The organism is Weizmannia sp. CD-2023 (assembly GCF_036225245.1).
Classification (GTDB): domain Bacteria; phylum Bacillota; class Bacilli; order Bacillales; family Bacillaceae_C; genus Weizmannia; species Weizmannia faecalis.
In genome coordinates, this window is the sequence record NZ_JARTJQ010000059.1 from 23,625 (window position 1) to 39,928 (window position 16,304).

A 16,304-nucleotide genomic window follows, 5' to 3' on the forward strand; every position below is an offset into this window, starting at 1 on the left:
GATCCCACTTTTTTGATCCTAAACCAGTTGCGGTACTTGGCTCGAATGTTTTTGAGGCAGATCCGGGGAAGTGGTCCAAAGGTCTTTTACAGGCTTTCAAAAAGACAAAAAGGGATCAGGCCAGAGCTCAAAATGTCCCCTAGAAGCCGTCAAAAAGACAAAAAGGAATGGGATCCGCCCCCAAATGTCTTTTTAAGACGTTTAAAAAGACAAAAAGGATCTGGGCAGTGGTCCAAGTGTCCTTTAGAGGCCTTCTAAAAGACAAAAGGAAATGATTCCCACCCTGAAATGTCCCCTAGAACACTTCAAAAAGACAAAAAGGAGGTGGGACCGAGTCCAAATGTCTTTTTAAAACGTTCAAAAAGACAAAAAAGGATCCGGGCGGAGGTCCAAATGTCCTTTAGAGACCTTCAAAAAGACAAAAGGCAATGATTCTCGCCCCAAGATGTCCCCTAGACGCCTTCAAAAAGACAAAAAGGAGTGGGGATCGAGCCAAAATGTCTTTTTAAGATGCTCAAAAAGACAAAAAGGATCTGGGTAGTGGTCCAAGTGTCCTTTAGAAGCCTTCAAAAAGACAAAAAAGGATCCGTACGATGGTCCCAATGTTTTTTAGAGGTCTTTAAAAAGACAAAAGGCAACAAATTTCCCGGGAAAGCGTCCTTTATGGTGAAAGGAAAATAACACAATTGGTCGGGAAAAGTATTCGCAACTTAATGAGAGAAAAATTGCGATAACATTACTGGCACGAGTGCTATGAAAGACATGTCACAACAAATTTCCGGGCATTGGCATCAAGGAAGACAAAATGTCTTTTACTCGAGAAGGGGCGCAAAGTCGGCAAAAACTTTGTATAGAAATGTCTTTCCACGCCCGCATTCATGACAAAAGACACCAAGTTTCCCCGGGAAATGATCTTCAAACGATGATGAAAAGGAAGGATCCAGGGCTTGCTGAATCAGCAAAATCTCGGACGGGCAAGGATCCCAAGGGTTTTGCCGAACTTTAAATGCAAGGGTTTCAAAAAGATGTAGAAAAAACTTTGCACTCGAAAGCCATTTCATCCCCTTTTTTGCAGATATCGCTTCTATTGGTGGCAAACATGAAGGCTGGACTTGCAGGGTGAATCGGATAAGAAGCTATTATCCGATTCATTCGGCAAGTCTTGCTTAGATTCTCTCTTTATTTATGAACAATCCAAGCATTACAGCAGTACGCATTTGTCTTTGCCCCTGATCCGTTTTGCATTTTGAAACCCGCTGATTTCTACATTTTTCAAAATAACATTTTTTGCGCGGTACTGGATGGCGACAACAGGATTTCCCTTGAAATCATAATCCGGGTCGCCAAGCGCAGTCAGCCCGTTAATTACAACGTTTCGGTAAGCGGAAACAACGAGGCTGCGCGGCGTTGAACCTTCATATAAATCCGTAAACACCGGTGCGACAGAAACTAGATTGGCCGCCACAATATGGTTCGCGCTTTTCGAATCGGCATCTTTGCCTTTATGGTGGCCGATATGCCGGAAGTTAAAAGAGCGGTTGTCGCGGACAGAAAGATGGCCATACAAATGCACATGAGAAGCAGCCGATGCATTGTGGTGGGCTTTGATTTCAACACCTCCGAAACAGCCGCTTGATGCATTATTGCAAAGCCATACATGGCGCGAGCCGTCATCAATCTCAATGCCATTGGAGTTGGAAAACCCTTTTTTGTGGGCCCTTCCACTTGGGTTGTAACAGAAAGAATTTGAAATAAAACAATAGTCGCTATGGTGGGTGGTAATCCCGTCATCACCGAATCCGCTTGCCGTGAGCCCGTCCAGCCAGATATAGCGGCTCCTTCCTGGGGCGAGAAAGCCGTCTCCCAAATAATGATAACGGGCAGAGGATACATCAAAACCGTGCAGTCCGGCCCCCACCGCCTCCACATTTTTCACCCAGCCGAACGTGACGTGCGCAAAAGTCAGGCAGCTTGAACGGTTATTTCCTGCCGCCGTTCTTTCCTCTTGCCCGAGCCTTTCGACATTCCAATCGAGCGTGAGCCCCTCCACCGATATATGGTGATTGCCACGATGAAAATGGGCATTTTGGATGAGACGCGTTTTTTTCGGTGCATGCGGATGGAGTTTGATGATGGTTACGCCTTTTCCGCTGCCGCAAAGGCATGTCCATGAAGGCAGCTTAAGCCCCTTTACTAGAAAAACACCATTCGGTACGATCACTTTCACCCGGCCGTTTCCCAATGCTTTTTGGAAAGCCGCTGTGCAGTCGGTTTTTCCATCGCCGACCGCACCGTAATCTGCCACATTGACTGTACGGGATGCCACAGCCAGCAGACGGCTGTACGCTTGATCCAATATCGTTTTCCATTCCGGGTACACAAGGCCGTTCTGATCTGCAAGCGTTTTATACGGTTCAACCGGATATCGCCGGTTCAGCAGCAACCGTGAAAGGGAAAACGGTTTGTGAAATTCCGGCTGACAGTACTGTTGAAAAAGTGCTTCATTCTCCCGGATCAGGGTACCCGGCTGGACTGTCCTGCGTGAAAGTTGGCGCAGCAGTATGCCGTTTGTCCAGGGGTCATGATGCTTGTCCAAATGAATCATTTTTCCACCTCGCTTTGCCTTCATTCAGTCTGTGTCAATTGATATATGTAGTTTACCCCCGCAGGTTGGAAAACGCACTGAAAAAGAAGACTTTTCCAAACCATAGTTGTTAATATAAAAAATAAATTGAATTTTATGTTAGAATCAATGAAAAGGAAGGTGAAATTTAATGAGCCTGCCAAAATGTTTGAATTGTAACCATCAATTTAAGTGGATTTATATTTTTAAGAGACTATGGAAGTTTGACCAAACCATGGAATGTCCAAATTGTACAGCCAAGTTATATCCAAGTATGAAGTTTCGAAATAAAGTTGGTTATCTTTCTCTACTTTGCCTTTTCGTATCATTTGGACTGATGATATTGGGCATTCCAAAAGTTGCATTCATAACACTAATCGTCATTATTTGGGTTTGTTTGATTCTTACGATGCCTTATGTTTATTCGTTTGATAATAAGGAAAGACCTCTATGGTAAAAGGTAGCTGTTGCTCCTTTTTAAAAAGATGCTGCAGAAATCCGGGTGAGATGAAGCACAGATTTGAGCCTGGTACGACTGAGGACATCCGCAAGTTTAAAGATGAATGACCAATCTGGTACAGAAGCAAAATTTTGAAGAAAAGCCCAAGGAAGCTAGCCAAAAAATGAAGGGTCAGTTGGAAACCTTTTCCATCAAATGAGGATCAAAAACCGACATATAAACATTTTTCTTGAAAATGGGCCTGATTTTCTTTATCAGAATTTTTCGTTGACGAATAGCATAAGAAGGTATACAATAAACTTCAAGCTTATATATTGTTATTTTCTTATCAAGAGAGGTGGAGGGAAGGGCCCTGTGAAGCCTCGGCAGCAGGTCCGGAAATGGGCACTGTGCCAATTCCTGCAGGTGGTGGCCTGAAAGATAAGAAGATTTCCCGGGAATGGATATCTTCTTACTTCAGGGTAAGAAGATTTTTGTCGTTTAATCCTTAGTAATCGAATGCGAAAGAAGGGAATAGAGTGGAGCAAACGCGGCTCACATATGAACAGTTTACGTCGGATCCGTTCGCAGCGTTCGTGCCGGAAGATGAAACGAAGGGCGCATTGGAAATTTTGCAGTGGGCATATGGCACGTACGGCAAATCAGTGGTATATGCGTGCAGTTTCGGCGCAGAAGGAATGGTGCTGATTGATCTCATTTCGAAAGTCAGAGAAGATGCGGATATCGTATTTTTGGATACCGACCTGCACTTTCCGCAGACTTACGAATTGATTGAAAAAGTGAAAAAGAAATATCCGGCTTTAAATATACAAATGAAAAAACCGTCGCTTACGCTTGATGAACAGGCGGCGCAATACGGATCTGCCCTTTGGAAAAGGGATCCGGACCAATGCTGCTATATCCGGAAAATCAAGCCGCTTGAAGAAACGCTGCAGGGAGCGGCGGCCTGGATATCCGGCTTACGGCGGGAGCAATCGCCGACAAGGGCAAAAACGAATTTTGTCAATAAAGATGAAAGGTTCCATTCGATTAAAATTTGCCCGCTGATTCATTGGACATGGGATGATGTTTGGAACTATATCCGGTCTAACAATCTTCCATATAACGAATTGCACGACCAGGGATATCCGAGCATCGGCTGCTTCCCGTGCACACGTGCTGTCGGAAACAGCGACTCAAGAGCAGGAAGATGGGCGGGCTTTAATAAAACCGAATGCGGGCTGCATACGGTTCAGAAAAAATAAGGCTGCTATATAAAATGACATAGGTAATAAGAGTAAGCATCAGTCTGCATGACAAGATTTCGTTCATTTTACAAAATTCCTAGATTTGGTAAGAATGCGGCAAAAATTTATATACAAATCGGTTTTATGAAAAAACCAGGGAAAAAATTGCACTTGGAAGCTGATTCAGCGTATAGAGAAGATAAAATCGCATTTTCGAAGATGGATTCTTTTATATTTTGAGATGGAGCTTGCTGATAAATTGGGTACAAACGCAGAATTGGACCCGTTCAGCAAGCTCTAGCGGCAAAAGCAGCCAGCTTTTTCAGGTGCCCGCTTGTAGCCAATCCAGACTAGGATTGTTCAAGTGCTCGCATCAACCAAAACAACGAGTCCGATTAAGTTTAAAGCAGGTGAAGAAATGAGAAAAGTATATTTAGTCGGGGCAGGACCCGGCGATCCGGAGCTGATTACAGTGAAAGGATTGCGCCTGATCCGGGAAGCGGATGTCATTTTATATGACCGGCTGGTGAATCCGGACCTGTTAAAAGAGGCAAGGCCGGATGCAGAACTTGTCTACTGCGGGAAAAAACCGGATGCCCATACGATGACGCAGGATATGATCAACCACCTGCTTGTGAAATTTGCTAACCAAGGAAAAACGGTTGTCCGTTTAAAGGGCGGTGATCCGTTTATATTCGGTAGAGGCGGGGAGGAAGCGGAAGTCCTGGTGCAAAAACATATTCCGTTTGAAATCGTGCCGGGAATTACAGCCGGTTCCGCTGTGCCCGCCTATGCCGGCATTCCGCTCACCCACCGCGGGCTCAGTACATCCGTTGCTTTTATCGCGGGCGTCACGAAAAAAGGCGAAGATCTTGATGCGTATTGGTCCAAATATGCGGGAATTGATACACTTTGCATTTATATGGGCGTGAAAAATCTGCCACTCATCTGTGCGCAACTGATAAAGCACGGCAAATCACCGGACATGCCGGCTGCACTAATCCGCTGGGGCACGACTGAAAAACAGGAAACCGCGGTCAGCACGCTTGGAAATTTAAGTGAAAAGGCGGCTGGGCTGCGCAACCCATCGCTTTTGATCATCGGAGAAGTGGTAAAACTGCGCGAAGAGTTAAAATGGTTTGAACAGCTTTCTGCTGCTCCGGCCTGTACCGGGTGAACGGGTATGAAACAAGGCGTTTTATATGTCAGCCATGGCAGCCGTGTGCCTGAAACCGCCCGGGAAGCAACAGCGACGATCCGGCAAGCAATGGCGCAGGTGGATGCGGATCTCCAGGAAATTTGCTATCTGGAAATTGCGGAACCGGATATTGCGGCAGGGATTGATGCGCTTGTCCGGGGCGGCGCAGGGCGCATTGCTGTTGTGCCGGTATTGCTGCTGAGTGCCGGGCATTATTATGAGGATATCCCGCGCGCGATCCGGGAAGCGAAACAGCGTTATCCGCATATTGTGTTTACGTACGGCCGCCCGCTCGGTGTCGGGGACCGGATCATCGAAATTTTGGCAGAAAATATTTTGGAAACCGGCATGCCTCCGGGTGCCTGGATTCTGCTTGTTGGACGCGGCAGCCGCAACCCGGAAACACTGTGCGATTTTGCAAAAATTGCTGCCGGGTTGCGTGCGCAATTGGGGACAGAACAGATCAAAACGGCTTATTTGGCAGTGCTTGAGCCTCGTTTTGATGATGCGCTGAAGGAGCTGACCGCAACCGGGCACCCGGTAGTTGTGGCCCCTTATCTTTGGTTTACCGGCGTGCTCGTCCGGTCGCTGGAAAAGAAAGTGGGCATGCTGCAGCGGGAAGGATATGATATCCGGCTGGCACGGTATCTCGGCTGCCATCCGGATATGGCGGACGCATTGGCCGTTCGGGCAAAAGAAGCGTTGGGCGCAGAGGATTTTATTTGAGATCACGGGATTTTTACCCAGTCAAGCCTGCGGTGTTTTCTATTGTGCACCCCGGACTTTTTGGGGCGATGCAGTTTAAAAGGTGCCGGGGTGCAGCGTTCATTGCGCGTACCGGCACTTTTTTGGGTCCGATGCAGTTTGAAAAATGCCCGCGGCCCGGCGTTTTCCATTGCGCGTGCCGGCACTTACCCGATTCCGGCTTTCCAGGAAACGCTGGAATGGGAGCATGCCAAGCAGGGAGAACGGCGGGCTTTTTGCAATGGATAAACTGGAAAGGAGATCAGGAATGGTTTGGGTACCGGTTATGGTCGATTTAGACGGGAAGCAGGCTGTTGTTATCGGCGGTGGAAAAGTTGCGGCACGCAGATTCCGGCTTTTGCAGGAAGCGGGGGCATACGTTACCGTCGTGAGCCCGCACCTGAACGATGAATTGCAGGCTATGGCTCAACAACGCGCATTCATTTGGAAACAGAAAACATTCGAACCAGAAGACATCCGGCAGGCCGATGTGGTTATTGCAGCGACAAATGATCCGGAGACAAACAGCCGGATTGTTGCCCATGCCCCGGCCAAAGCCCTCGTGAACGATGCCGGCCATGCGGGAAATGGCAACCTTGCTTTTCCGGCGTTTTTCCAAAAGGGCAGGCTTTCCATCAGTGTTTCTACAGCCGGGGCAAGCCCGAAACTGGCTTCCAAAATTGCAAATGAATTATCCGAACATTATGATACGAACTACGCCCAATATGTGGATTTTTTATATGAGTGCCGCCAGCTTCTGAAGCGGCCGCAGTTTTCTCCATCGGAAAGAAGCGAATGGCTGGAGAAGCTGCTTGGAGAAGCATACCGCAAGCCTGAAAAGCAGCAGGAAACCTTATCTTTCTTTCACAGCCGCATACAAGGGACTGCCCGTTGAAAAACGAATGAAGCTGCAGCTTTGGGAAGTCAGCCGGTGTGCCCGGCGAAAAACTTGGCAAGCCTGTTTGCAACCCGGAATGGCTTCCGTTACAATGGGGTTAAAAATTTTCACAAAAAGGAGTGTCGCCATATGTCATTGGAAGATGTCAAAGCCTATTTTAAGCAGTGGGATCGGGAAGAAGATGTTCTCGTCCTGTCGTCATCAAGCGCGACGGTTGAACTTGCAGCTGAGGCGCTGAACACGGAACCGGAACGGATTGCAAAAACGCTTGCGTTCAGGGGTACCGGTGAGGAAGAAGCCCTTCTTGTTGTCACCGCGGGAGATGCGAAAATCGACAATAAAAAATTCCGGCAAACATTCGGCGGGAAAGCGCGGATGCTGTCACCGGAAGAAACGCTTGAGCATACCGGCCATGCTGTCGGCGGCGTCTGCCCGTTCGGTTTGAAAAAAGATTTGCCGGTCTATATGGACGTCTCACTCAAACGGTTCACGACCGTATTTCCGGCATGCGGGAGCGGCAACTCGGCAATTGAATTGACCTGCGAAGAATTGTATACATACGGGAAGGCCGAAAAATGGGTGGACGTCTGCAAGGGCTGGAAAACGGTGGAAGATTACCAGCAAGTAGCTGGGACTGGTGTCTTATCGGATCCGCAATAATCTACGTGTCGCTTCAGACTTGCCTTTGAGATGGAAAGAGGCCCCGGGTACGCGCCGGAAAATGCTTGATATATAATTAGGGCTTCCTGAATAAGCAAAATTCCTAGATTTGGCAAGGATGCTGACAGCTTTGGCATAAATTTAATGCGAGGCCTTCGTTTTTGCTTGCTTTCTTAATGTAGACGCGCCTTATGTGAAGGAAGGCCATCTTTTTTTCGTGCTTTCTTAACGTAGACGGGCTCTATGTTAAGAAAGGCCGTCAATTTTTCGTACTTCCTTAACGTAGACGCCCTCTATGTGAAGAAAGACCTTCAATTTTCCGTGCTTCCTTAACATAGACGGGCTCTATGTGAAGAAAGGTCATCTTTTTTTCGTGCTTCCTTAACGTAGACGGGCTCTATGTTAAGAAAGACCGTCAATTTTTCATGCTATCTTAACGTAGACGCGTTCTATGTGAAGAAAGACCTTCAATTTTCCGTGCTTCCTTAACGTAGACGTACTCTATGTGAAGAAAGCTTGATAGCGGATTCAATATATAGAGAAGACAGAATCGCATTTTCAAAGATGAATTTTTCTAGAGATTACTAACAAATTGGGCACAAACGCAGAATTGGATTTGTTCAGCAAGTCCTAACTTAAGTTCATATGATATAGACAAAAACGGCGGGATACACGATCGTGTTTTCCCGTCGTTTTTGTGATGGATTCACATATGCTGCTTTGATTTAATCATGGTACTTTTCGGCAATGGCATTGGCGGCAACAATGGCATTGTACACATCTTCAGGCGTAACCGGGAATGGTTCGTTGCCCATTGTGTCATCATCGGCACAAGCATCTTCCGCCACTTTTCGCCATTCGGCTTCTACAAATTCTTCCACGCCGAGGTCCTTCAGTGTTAGCGGCAGGCCGACTGCTTTGATAAAGCGGATGACAGTTTCAAGCTCTTCTTTCGGTGCATTTTCAAGGACGAGCTGTGCGAGCAGGCCAAATGTCACTTTTTCGCCGTGCTGTGCACGATGGAGGGCAGGGACAGCTGTCATGCCGTTATGGATGGCGTGTGCTGCGGCAAGACCGCCGGATTCCGCACCGACACCGCTCAAATAGATGGTCGCTTCAATGGTATCCTGCACCGCCCGGGTTGGCACTTTGTTTTTCACGGCTTCCACTGCTTTTACGCCGTTTTCGAGAATCGTTTCGTAGCAAGTGCGGGCAATGGCCAGGCCGGTGAGGGATGGCTTCATTAAAACAAGGTTGTCGCCGTTTGCCGCGTAGCAGGCGCGCGCTTCAAAATAAGTGGCAAGCGCGTCCCCGATCCCGGCGGCGAAAAAGCGGACCGGTGCTGCAGCTAAAATTTCCGTGTCTGCGAGCACGACATCCGGATTGCTCGGCAGGAACAAGTAACGGTCAAAAGCGCCGTCTTCTTTGTAAAGAACGGCAAGGGCCGTGCACGGTGCGTCAGTGGAGGCAATCGTCGGAAAAATGACAACCGGAAGTTTTTCATAATAAGCGGTTGCTTTTGCGGTATCAAGCGTTTTTCCGCCGCCGATGCCGACAATGACATTGGCGCCTGCTTCACGTGCAAGCCGGCGGTTACGGTCTACTTCTTCCTGGGTGGTTTGATAATTGAACTGTTCGAAAGTTGCTTTCCCGCCGCCTTCCCGGACAGATTTTCCGGCTTCTTCTTTTGCGCGGCCGAGGATGAATTCGTCACAAATCACATAGGCATTGTCGCCCAAATCTTTTATGTACGCATATAAATTGGCAAGCAGGCCGTTCCCTACGATAAACTTTTTCGGCGATGTAACGGATTTTACAGGAATTTTCATAACATGTACTGCCTCCTAAAATTTTTTTCTTTCTATACTCTCATTATATTAAAAATGTAAACGGAAACCAAGGTAAAAGATGTGAAAACAAGGCCATCTGATGTTGCAAAAAAACAAATAAATATGACAATTGAAAACGCGTTTAAAAACTTTTATAATATTGTTATACAACAGTGCTGGTTTTTAAACAGCAAGGGGAAACAGGGAGAAAATGAAAATGGGAGGGGAGTCCATGAACGTGCCATTGGTGTTGACGGAATTTCTGGATCGCGCGGTGCTTTTGTACGGCGGGAAAACAGCGGTGTATTGCGGGGACCGGGCGTTTACATACCGGGAGCTGAACGGAAGGGTGAACCGGCTGTCGTACGGGTTAAAAAATCTTGGCATTGAAAAAGGGGATCGGGTGGCCTATCTCGCGCCGAATACAGTGGAAATGCTGGAAGGCTTTTACGGGATTTTCCAGCTGGGGGCGGTGATGGTGCCGCTGAATATCCGGCTGACCCCGGAAGACTACCGGTTTATTTTAAATCACAGCGGATCGAAAGTATTGTTTGTGGACCAGGAGATGTACCATTTGATCGAGCCGGTAAAGGATGAGCTTGAAACGGTGGAGCAAATTATTATCCACTATAAAGAGGATGACTGTGCTGAAATTGATTATGACCGCTGGCTGGACAGATTTCCGCCGGATCCGTTCCCGCGTGCCGGCCTCGATGAAAACAATGTGTGCAGCCTGCTTTATACGAGCGGGACGACCGGAAATCCTAAGGGCGTGATGCTTACCCACCGCAATAATTATTTGCATGCATTAAGCGCGATGCACCATTTGCGCGTTACGGACCGCGATGTCTATTTGCATGTGCTCCCGATGTTCCATGTAAACGGATGGGGCTCGCCGTTTTACTATACAGCAAACGGGGCGACCCATGTCTGCCTCCGCAAACCGTCGGCGGAAGCCATTTTCACGGAAATCATCAGGCATAATGTGACGGTGGTGCATATGGCGCCAACTGTGCTGAACAGCCTGTTGCAGTACAACGCGGAACACCATCCCGCTATTGAACAGGACGTGCGTGTTGTCATCGCCGGAGCTGCACCGCCGCCCGCATTTGTGGAACGCGTGGAAAAAGAACTCGGCTGGGAATTCATCCAGGTGTACGGCATGACGGAGTCAACACCGCTCACCCTTGTATCTGTCATTCGTTCGCAGCTTGGCGGGCTGGACCGTGATACACAATTGCGGTTGCGGGCGAAAGCCGGGTTTCCGATGATCGGAAGCGATGTCCGGGTTTTACGGGAAAATGACGAAGAAGTGGCCCATGACGGGAAAGAAATCGGCGAGGTCACGGTAAGAGGCCATGGTGTTATGCTCGGATACTGGAAAAACCCGGAAGAAACGATGAAAACGATCCGGAACGGGCGGCTCTATACAGGGGATATGGCGACCGTTGATGAATACGGCTATATCGATATCGTCGACCGTAAAAAAGACATTATTATCAGTGGCGGAGAGAATATATCCTCTATAGAAGTGGAAGGAGTGCTGTATGAGCATCCGGCTGTCCTTGAAGCAGCGGTGATTGCTGTTCCACATGAAAAATGGGGGGAGACCCCGCATGCGTTTGTCGTCCGGAAAGCAGATGCGGCCGCAACAGAAGAAGACATCATCCGTTTTTCAAGGGAAAGGCTTGCCCATTTCAAAGCCGTGACGGGTGTGACATTTGTGGATGAGTTGCCGAAAACGGCATCTGGCAAAATCCAGAAAGTCCGCCTGCGCAATGAATACTGGGAAAAGCTCGGGAAAACAGAGCGGTTTGTAAATTAGGGCTTGCTGAACGAATCCGATTCTGCGTTTGTCCCAATTGATCAGCAAGCTCAGAAGAATCTATCTACGACAATGCGTGATTCTGTCTTCTCTAATACGTTGAATCAGCTTTCGAGTGCAAGCTTTTTCCTAGATTTTTTGTAAAACGCTCGCATTTAAATTTCGACCAAAGTTGTCAGCCTCCTTTCCAATTTAGAAATTTTGCTTACTCAGCAAGCCCTAATGAACATGTCGGAAACAGATCCGGCAAAACGCAAGGCCGCTGAAAAGCACAGGACAACGCGTTACATTTCGGCGTAAAACAGAGGAAAACATTTCACATCCATGCCCCTTGCTTCAGCGATGAGGCGGGGGGCGTTGGCGGAATCGCCATAAACGATTTCAGCAGCTGCAGACGGCAAATTTTAACCGAATTGCCCTTTCTTATCCTTTGACTGATGGTTTCTTTTGGACAGAAATACAGTATAATAGGATAAAAGACCTATATCAAAGGGGCAAATCCATTGAAAAATGGAGACGCAAAACTACAGGGGCTACCGGTTTTCTAACCATGCCAGCCAGTTGCTAATGCGCAGTGAAAAGCCGAAGTTTGGCCTTTGTTTTCGTTTGCAAGTTCCCCGGAGATTGATCAGAAAGGCGGGGCGGAAATGGGCAGGAAAATCGAGACATTGGAAGATTTTAAAAGAATCCTTTATCTTTGGATCAGCCCGCTTTTGATCGCTGCCCTTGCGATTTACAATTTGGTCCCTCACACAGGCACCCGTACAGCTTTATTTTATCTCGCCACGACGCGGATCCTGATTGCCTGGAACGCTCTGTTTCTCATCTGCATGGTTTTCAAGCGTTATTTCCGCTTGTTTGACTATGTGAATCTCGTGATCCTCACGGTTTATTATCTTGCCATCGTGATGGACTGTGTTTTTCAATACATGGTTCCGGGAAAAGAGGGAGCCATCGGAATTTCGATCATTTGGAGCCCGCTTCTATTTCTCTATATTTTTATCACGTTGAAAAAGCGGAACGGGATCATTTATTCGCTCGCTTTGTTCGTGACTACGCTTCTGATCGGAATGCCGCGGTTCCGCCATTTTTCCTTTGACTATAAAATATCCATGCTGATCTTTTACCTTGCCAATCTCGTCTATATCGCCATCTTTTGCATTTCTCATTATCTCTTAAAAGTATTTAGAGAATTGGAAGAGGAAAAGAAAAAGGCTTATTCGGACATGTTGACCGGGATTGCCAACCGACGCCAGGTGCAGGCATGGCTGGATGCTGCGGTTAAACACGCGGACAAAACCGGCACATCATTTTCCGTGATTTTTTTCGATATCGACTATTTTAAACAGGTGAATGACCAGTTCGGGCACCAGACAGGAGATGAGGTGCTGAAGGAATTTGTCCGTCTTTCCTCCCGGGTGATTTCAGCGAATGATTACATCGGACGCTGGGGCGGTGAAGAATTCATCATCATTACAAAGGATGAATTGCCCCAGGCAGAGGAACTGGCGGAATATTTGAAAGCAAGCATTAGCCGCCATTCATTTGGGCATGCGGGAAAGCTGTCCGCAAGTTTCGGTGTGACTGCATATACACCGGGGGATACAGCAGAAACCATTGTAAGGCGGGTGGACGAAGGGCTGTACAAGTCGAAGGGTCAGGGCAGAAACCGGATTACGGTGCTGTAAGGCAGGGAAAAGGCGGATTTTCTTCATTGCATGTGGCGAACATTTAGCTGGCGGGTTTGCAATCAAAAAACCGTATGACAGCGGTAGTCCATTTAATTAACAGACTTGCTGCTCATAAACTGGGGTATGCGATTTGGCATGGAGAGTGCCTATAACCGCGGACGAACCTCAAAATTTGCAAAATCACTACGCGAGGCAGGGCATACGTTTGCGGCGGCACACTTCCGCTTGCGGAGCCTAAGCGGGGACTGCCATTTAGAAGTTCGCCGGTTTGCCCTGCCAGATGCTTTTTATACGGCGTATATATAATTTTCCATAAATGCATAAACCTGCTCGGCATCCGGTGGCTGTATGTTCAGCCGTTTTTCACAGGCTTCCAAATACGGCTTGAGCGTGCTGTCGCTTTTTGCCTCCTCGAGCGTAAGGCTGCCCTGTACGAGGCGGATTGCCGCTTCTTTTACCGTGTTATCATCCGTTTGAAACAAAAGATATGCCAAGCAACTGTACCGATCCATTGTTCTGCCTCCCGGAACCTTTTTATTCCCTTTTCGATAAAAGCGGCAAAAATTCCTGCAAATTTGCAAAAAAAGAAACAAAAAAGCAAGACCGGTGCGACAGGCCTTGCCTTATGATGCTATTTTAATCCGATATATTTTTTGGCGTTTCCATCCGGGGTGCGAGGCGCATCCTTTCTGGGAGCAACGAAATGGCAATTGCAGCCAGAATCAGGGCGCCGCCGAGAAAGAAGCGGCCGTTCAGGTTTTCATGGAGCAAAAGCCAGCCGAGAAAAGAGCCGGTGACAGGCTGCAAAAACATAAACAGTGACCCGCTGCCGGCCTCTACCATTTCAAGCCCTTTGTTCCACAAGAAGAAAGCGCCGGCTGTAGAGATGACGCCGAGATACAAAATACCTGCCATCCCCCAAAAACCGCCCGATGATACAGGCCAGGCCATCATGGCTTCGCGGGCGGCAAAAGGCGTTGTAAACAGCAGCCCGAACAAAATGGCATATGTTGTAATGGTTAACGAATCCATTTTCCAGGAAGCCACTTTTACATAAACGGACAGAAGTGCCCATGTAATCATCGCTCCAGCCAGAATCAGGCTGCCCCAAAAATAGGTTTGCACGTGAATGTCCCAGCCGATCACGATGACAACGCCCGCGGATGCGGTAATCAGCGCCAGTATTTTGCGCGCGGTCAATTTTTCTTTTAAAATGAAGCGCGCGAATATCACGATAAAAACCGGAGAAGCGGATGTAATGATCGCGCCGGTATGGGCGTCCGCTTTTTGCGTCCCGATAAACTGCATGGCAACGGATGCAAAATAGCCGATAAACCCGATCCAGGCGAGCAGCAGCCAGTCTTTTTTTGTAAGGCTTACCTTTTCCTTTTTCTTTCTGCCGGCATGCAATATCGCGTACAGTGCGGCAAAACCGATCATATACCGCAGCCATAAAAGCGTAAGCGGCGGTACGAAGTTTAAGACATATTTACTGACCACATACATCCCGCCCCAGATGCCGGATGCAAGTGCGAGGCAAAGTGCACCTGCCCATTTGTTTTTCACAGTCATCAACCTCCGTCTTTATTTTTTATCTAACAGCCAGACGGGGGTTTTGAAGCGGCTGTTCGTCCCCCGCATCAGGAACGAACAGGCTGGTCATTTTCAAACAGATCAAGATACAGACGCACAAACAGCACCTCCCACTATAATATTCTTAATTTTAACATATTTCCTCCCACGCAGCGAATAAAATAAATAAAATCATGAAAAAGGGGAAGTTGGACGTGATTGTAAAACAGCGGGAATATCCCGCACAAATCCGGGCGGGAGAGGCGTTGCTGGGGAGGCTGCCCAAAAGGCATCCGCTGTATGGGCAGATTGCGGAGGATGTAAAAAAGTGGAGGGCGAAATATAAAAGGGAGAAGCGGGCAGACCGTTTTTTGGAGATTCTTCCGTCCGACCAATTCCATGTTTACCATGCACTGCCCATTGCAAATACATGCCTGGACGGGTTAATTCTCACACGGAATCTTGTTTTGATTATAGGCTACACCCATTTATCCGGCGTGATTTTTCCGGATCCGGCTTTTTCCCAGCTTATCCAGCAAAAAGGCGGGAAGGAAAAAGGCTGGCCGGAACCGTTTGCGCGCCTGCAAAAACAAAGAGAAATCTTATGTACATGGGCCCGTATGCGGCATTTGCCCGAATTGACGCTGGAGTATTTGCTTGTCCTTTGCCATGAGGAGGCCGAGCTGAAAATGCCTGTTGTCAATTCAGCAGACGAATTGAAGATCTGCCCGGCAAGCCAGGCTGTTTATAAAGTTATAAAGATGCAGGACACATACAGCCAGCCGGTCCTGGACAGCAAGCATTTTAAAAAATGGCACAAGCATTTGCTGGAATGCCACGAAAAATCGGGGATCTTTCCGTGGCCGGTTGACCAAAGCGAATGGTATACGGGGGTCGGGTGCCCAGTGTGCCGCCGTTTCGAAATGGATTTTAATAATGGCATGTGGCACTGCCAGGTTTGCGGCCATACCAGTAAAGATGCGCACCGTAAAGCGATAGAAGAGTTCTATTTGCTTTTTGGCCAGGATGCGCCGGATGAGGCACTTTGTTCATTTTTGCGCGTGGATGCGCAAACAGCGGCAAAAATCGTGCGCGAGGCAGCGCATTAGTACACCAGTGCGATTTTAGCTGGAGGGCGCAATCGGAAAAAGTCTCCAACCAGAACGATGTGTGCACAGCCCTTGCTTTGATCCGCCAATCGCCACCGGGGAAGCAAACTGGACCTGGCGTACAAGTAAAAAGGCCCAAATCTATACCTTCCCTCACTGCCCATTTGGCGACTGTATAGAAATTGGCGGGTAACATAAGCTATTGAAAAAACGTTAACGCTGATTGCGAGGCTCAAACATGATTGGGTATGTTGTTTCCCTCATTGGATTTAATCTGGCTGTTTTTTGTGTAAAAAAGCGGCTTTCTCCCGGGCAGATCGTACAGATTTGGACGTTCACCATCGCTTCCCACTTGGTTTTTGATGTATATATCGATTACAAGTACCATGGCTACTGGTATTTTACAAAGGGAGTGGACTGGGAGAATCTCCCGGGTTTGGTTTGTTTACTTCCGCCTGTCAATATTTTA

13 protein-coding genes and 2 riboswitches are annotated in these 16,304 nt (G+C 47.8%); of the genes, 9 read left to right on the forward strand and 4 right to left on the reverse strand.

Annotated features, from left to right (window positions below):
* Positions 1 to 1,201: 1,201 nt before the first annotated feature.
* Complete coding sequence (locus tag P9687_RS08155; protein ID WP_017550714.1) at positions 1,202 to 2,605, reverse strand: glycosyl hydrolase family 28-related protein; 1,404 nt, start codon at positions 2,603 to 2,605, stop codon at positions 1,202 to 1,204.
* A gap of 169 nt (positions 2,606 to 2,774) precedes the next feature.
* Between P9687_RS08155 and P9687_RS08160 the strand changes: the two genes are divergently transcribed.
* The 6 genes from P9687_RS08160 to P9687_RS08185 all read left to right on the forward strand — a co-directional run bounded on the left by P9687_RS08160 (position 2,775) and on the right by P9687_RS08185 (position 7,809).
* A complete protein-coding gene (locus P9687_RS08160; protein WP_017550713.1) occupies positions 2,775 to 3,080 on the forward strand; it encodes a TIGR04104 family putative zinc finger protein in 306 nt (101 codons plus the stop codon).
* A gap of 325 nt (positions 3,081 to 3,405) precedes the next feature.
* Positions 3,406 to 3,510: riboswitch (SAM riboswitch) on the forward strand.
* Positions 3,511 to 3,601: 91 nt separating this feature from the next.
* Positions 3,602 to 4,327 (forward strand): phosphoadenylyl-sulfate reductase, encoded by a 726-nt coding sequence (locus tag P9687_RS08165; protein WP_035182691.1) that lies wholly within the window; start codon positions 3,602 to 3,604, stop codon positions 4,325 to 4,327.
* 400 nt (positions 4,328 to 4,727) lie between these two features.
* Positions 4,728 to 5,486 carry a uroporphyrinogen-III C-methyltransferase gene (cobA, locus tag P9687_RS08170; protein ID WP_017550710.1) on the forward strand — a complete coding sequence of 253 codons (759 nt, stop codon included), beginning with the start codon at positions 4,728 to 4,730 and terminating at the stop codon, positions 5,484 to 5,486.
* A gap of 6 nt (positions 5,487 to 5,492) precedes the next feature.
* A complete protein-coding gene (locus tag P9687_RS08175) occupies positions 5,493 to 6,233 on the forward strand; it encodes a sirohydrochlorin chelatase (protein ID WP_035182689.1) in 741 nt (246 codons plus the stop codon).
* A gap of 226 nt (positions 6,234 to 6,459) precedes the next feature.
* Entirely contained in the window at positions 6,460 to 7,146 is a 687-nt protein-coding gene (locus P9687_RS08180; RefSeq protein ID WP_233896631.1) for an NAD(P)-binding protein, read from the forward strand.
* A gap of 132 nt (positions 7,147 to 7,278) precedes the next feature.
* Entirely contained in the window at positions 7,279 to 7,809 is a 531-nt protein-coding gene (locus P9687_RS08185; protein WP_035182683.1) for a YbaK/EbsC family protein, read from the forward strand.
* Between the two features lie 725 nt (positions 7,810 to 8,534).
* On the opposite strand, the gene P9687_RS08190 is transcribed toward P9687_RS08185, so the two are convergent.
* Positions 8,535 to 9,638, reverse strand: coding sequence for a glycerol dehydrogenase (locus P9687_RS08190; RefSeq protein ID WP_017550705.1), 1,104 nt, complete (start codon positions 9,636 to 9,638; stop codon positions 8,535 to 8,537).
* Positions 9,639 to 9,870: 232 nt separating this feature from the next.
* Here P9687_RS08190 and P9687_RS08195 point away from each other — a divergent pair, with 232 nt between their 5' ends.
* On the forward strand, positions 9,871 to 11,463 hold the full coding sequence (locus P9687_RS08195; protein ID WP_035190737.1) for a long-chain-fatty-acid--CoA ligase: 1,593 nt from the start codon (positions 9,871 to 9,873) through the stop codon (positions 11,461 to 11,463).
* A gap of 483 nt (positions 11,464 to 11,946) precedes the next feature.
* A riboswitch (cyclic di-GMP riboswitch) is annotated at positions 11,947 to 12,032 on the forward strand.
* Positions 12,033 to 12,110: 78 nt separating this feature from the next.
* Entirely contained in the window at positions 12,111 to 13,151 is a 1,041-nt protein-coding gene (locus P9687_RS08200) for a GGDEF domain-containing protein (protein ID WP_026685145.1), read from the forward strand.
* Between the two features lie 290 nt (positions 13,152 to 13,441).
* Here P9687_RS08200 and P9687_RS08205 read toward each other — a convergent pair whose 3' ends face one another.
* Positions 13,442 to 13,666 (reverse strand): hypothetical protein, encoded by a 225-nt coding sequence (locus P9687_RS08205; RefSeq protein WP_026685146.1) that lies wholly within the window; start codon positions 13,664 to 13,666, stop codon positions 13,442 to 13,444.
* Positions 13,667 to 13,790: 124 nt separating this feature from the next.
* On the reverse strand, positions 13,791 to 14,720 hold the full coding sequence (locus P9687_RS08210; protein ID WP_026685147.1) for a DMT family transporter: 930 nt from the start codon (positions 14,718 to 14,720) through the stop codon (positions 13,791 to 13,793).
* 221 nt (positions 14,721 to 14,941) lie between these two features.
* Between P9687_RS08210 and P9687_RS08215 the strand changes: the two genes are divergently transcribed.
* Positions 14,942 to 15,835 carry an NERD domain-containing protein gene (locus tag P9687_RS08215; RefSeq protein WP_035190733.1) on the forward strand — a complete coding sequence of 298 codons (894 nt, stop codon included), beginning with the start codon at positions 14,942 to 14,944 and terminating at the stop codon, positions 15,833 to 15,835.
* The last annotated feature ends 469 nt before the right edge of the window (positions 15,836 to 16,304 follow it).

What these genes read in the sequence shown, in the direction of transcription:
- P9687_RS08195 (WP_035190737.1), top strand. Translation starts at nt 9,871, where the DNA reads ATGAACGTGCCATTGGTGTTGACGGAATTTCTGGATCGCGCGGTGCTT.
- P9687_RS08200 (WP_026685145.1), top strand. Translation starts at nt 12,111, where the DNA reads ATGGGCAGGAAAATCGAGACATTGGAAGATTTTAAAAGAATCCTTTAT.
- P9687_RS08185 (WP_035182683.1), top strand. Translation starts at nt 7,279, where the DNA reads ATGTCATTGGAAGATGTCAAAGCCTATTTTAAGCAGTGGGATCGGGAA.
- P9687_RS08180 (WP_233896631.1), top strand. Translation starts at nt 6,460, where the DNA reads ATGCCAAGCAGGGAGAACGGCGGGCTTTTTGCAATGGATAAACTGGAA.
- P9687_RS08175 (WP_035182689.1), top strand. Translation starts at nt 5,493, where the DNA reads ATGAAACAAGGCGTTTTATATGTCAGCCATGGCAGCCGTGTGCCTGAA.
- P9687_RS08160 (WP_017550713.1), top strand. Translation starts at nt 2,775, where the DNA reads ATGAGCCTGCCAAAATGTTTGAATTGTAACCATCAATTTAAGTGGATT.
- P9687_RS08155 (WP_017550714.1), bottom strand. Translation starts at nt 2,605, where the DNA reads ATGATTCATTTGGACAAGCATCATGACCCCTGGACAAACGGCATACTG.
- P9687_RS08205 (WP_026685146.1), bottom strand. Translation starts at nt 13,666, where the DNA reads ATGGATCGGTACAGTTGCTTGGCATATCTTTTGTTTCAAACGGATGAT.
- cobA (WP_017550710.1), top strand. Translation starts at nt 4,728, where the DNA reads ATGAGAAAAGTATATTTAGTCGGGGCAGGACCCGGCGATCCGGAGCTG.
- P9687_RS08190 (WP_017550705.1), bottom strand. Translation starts at nt 9,638, where the DNA reads ATGAAAATTCCTGTAAAATCCGTTACATCGCCGAAAAAGTTTATCGTA.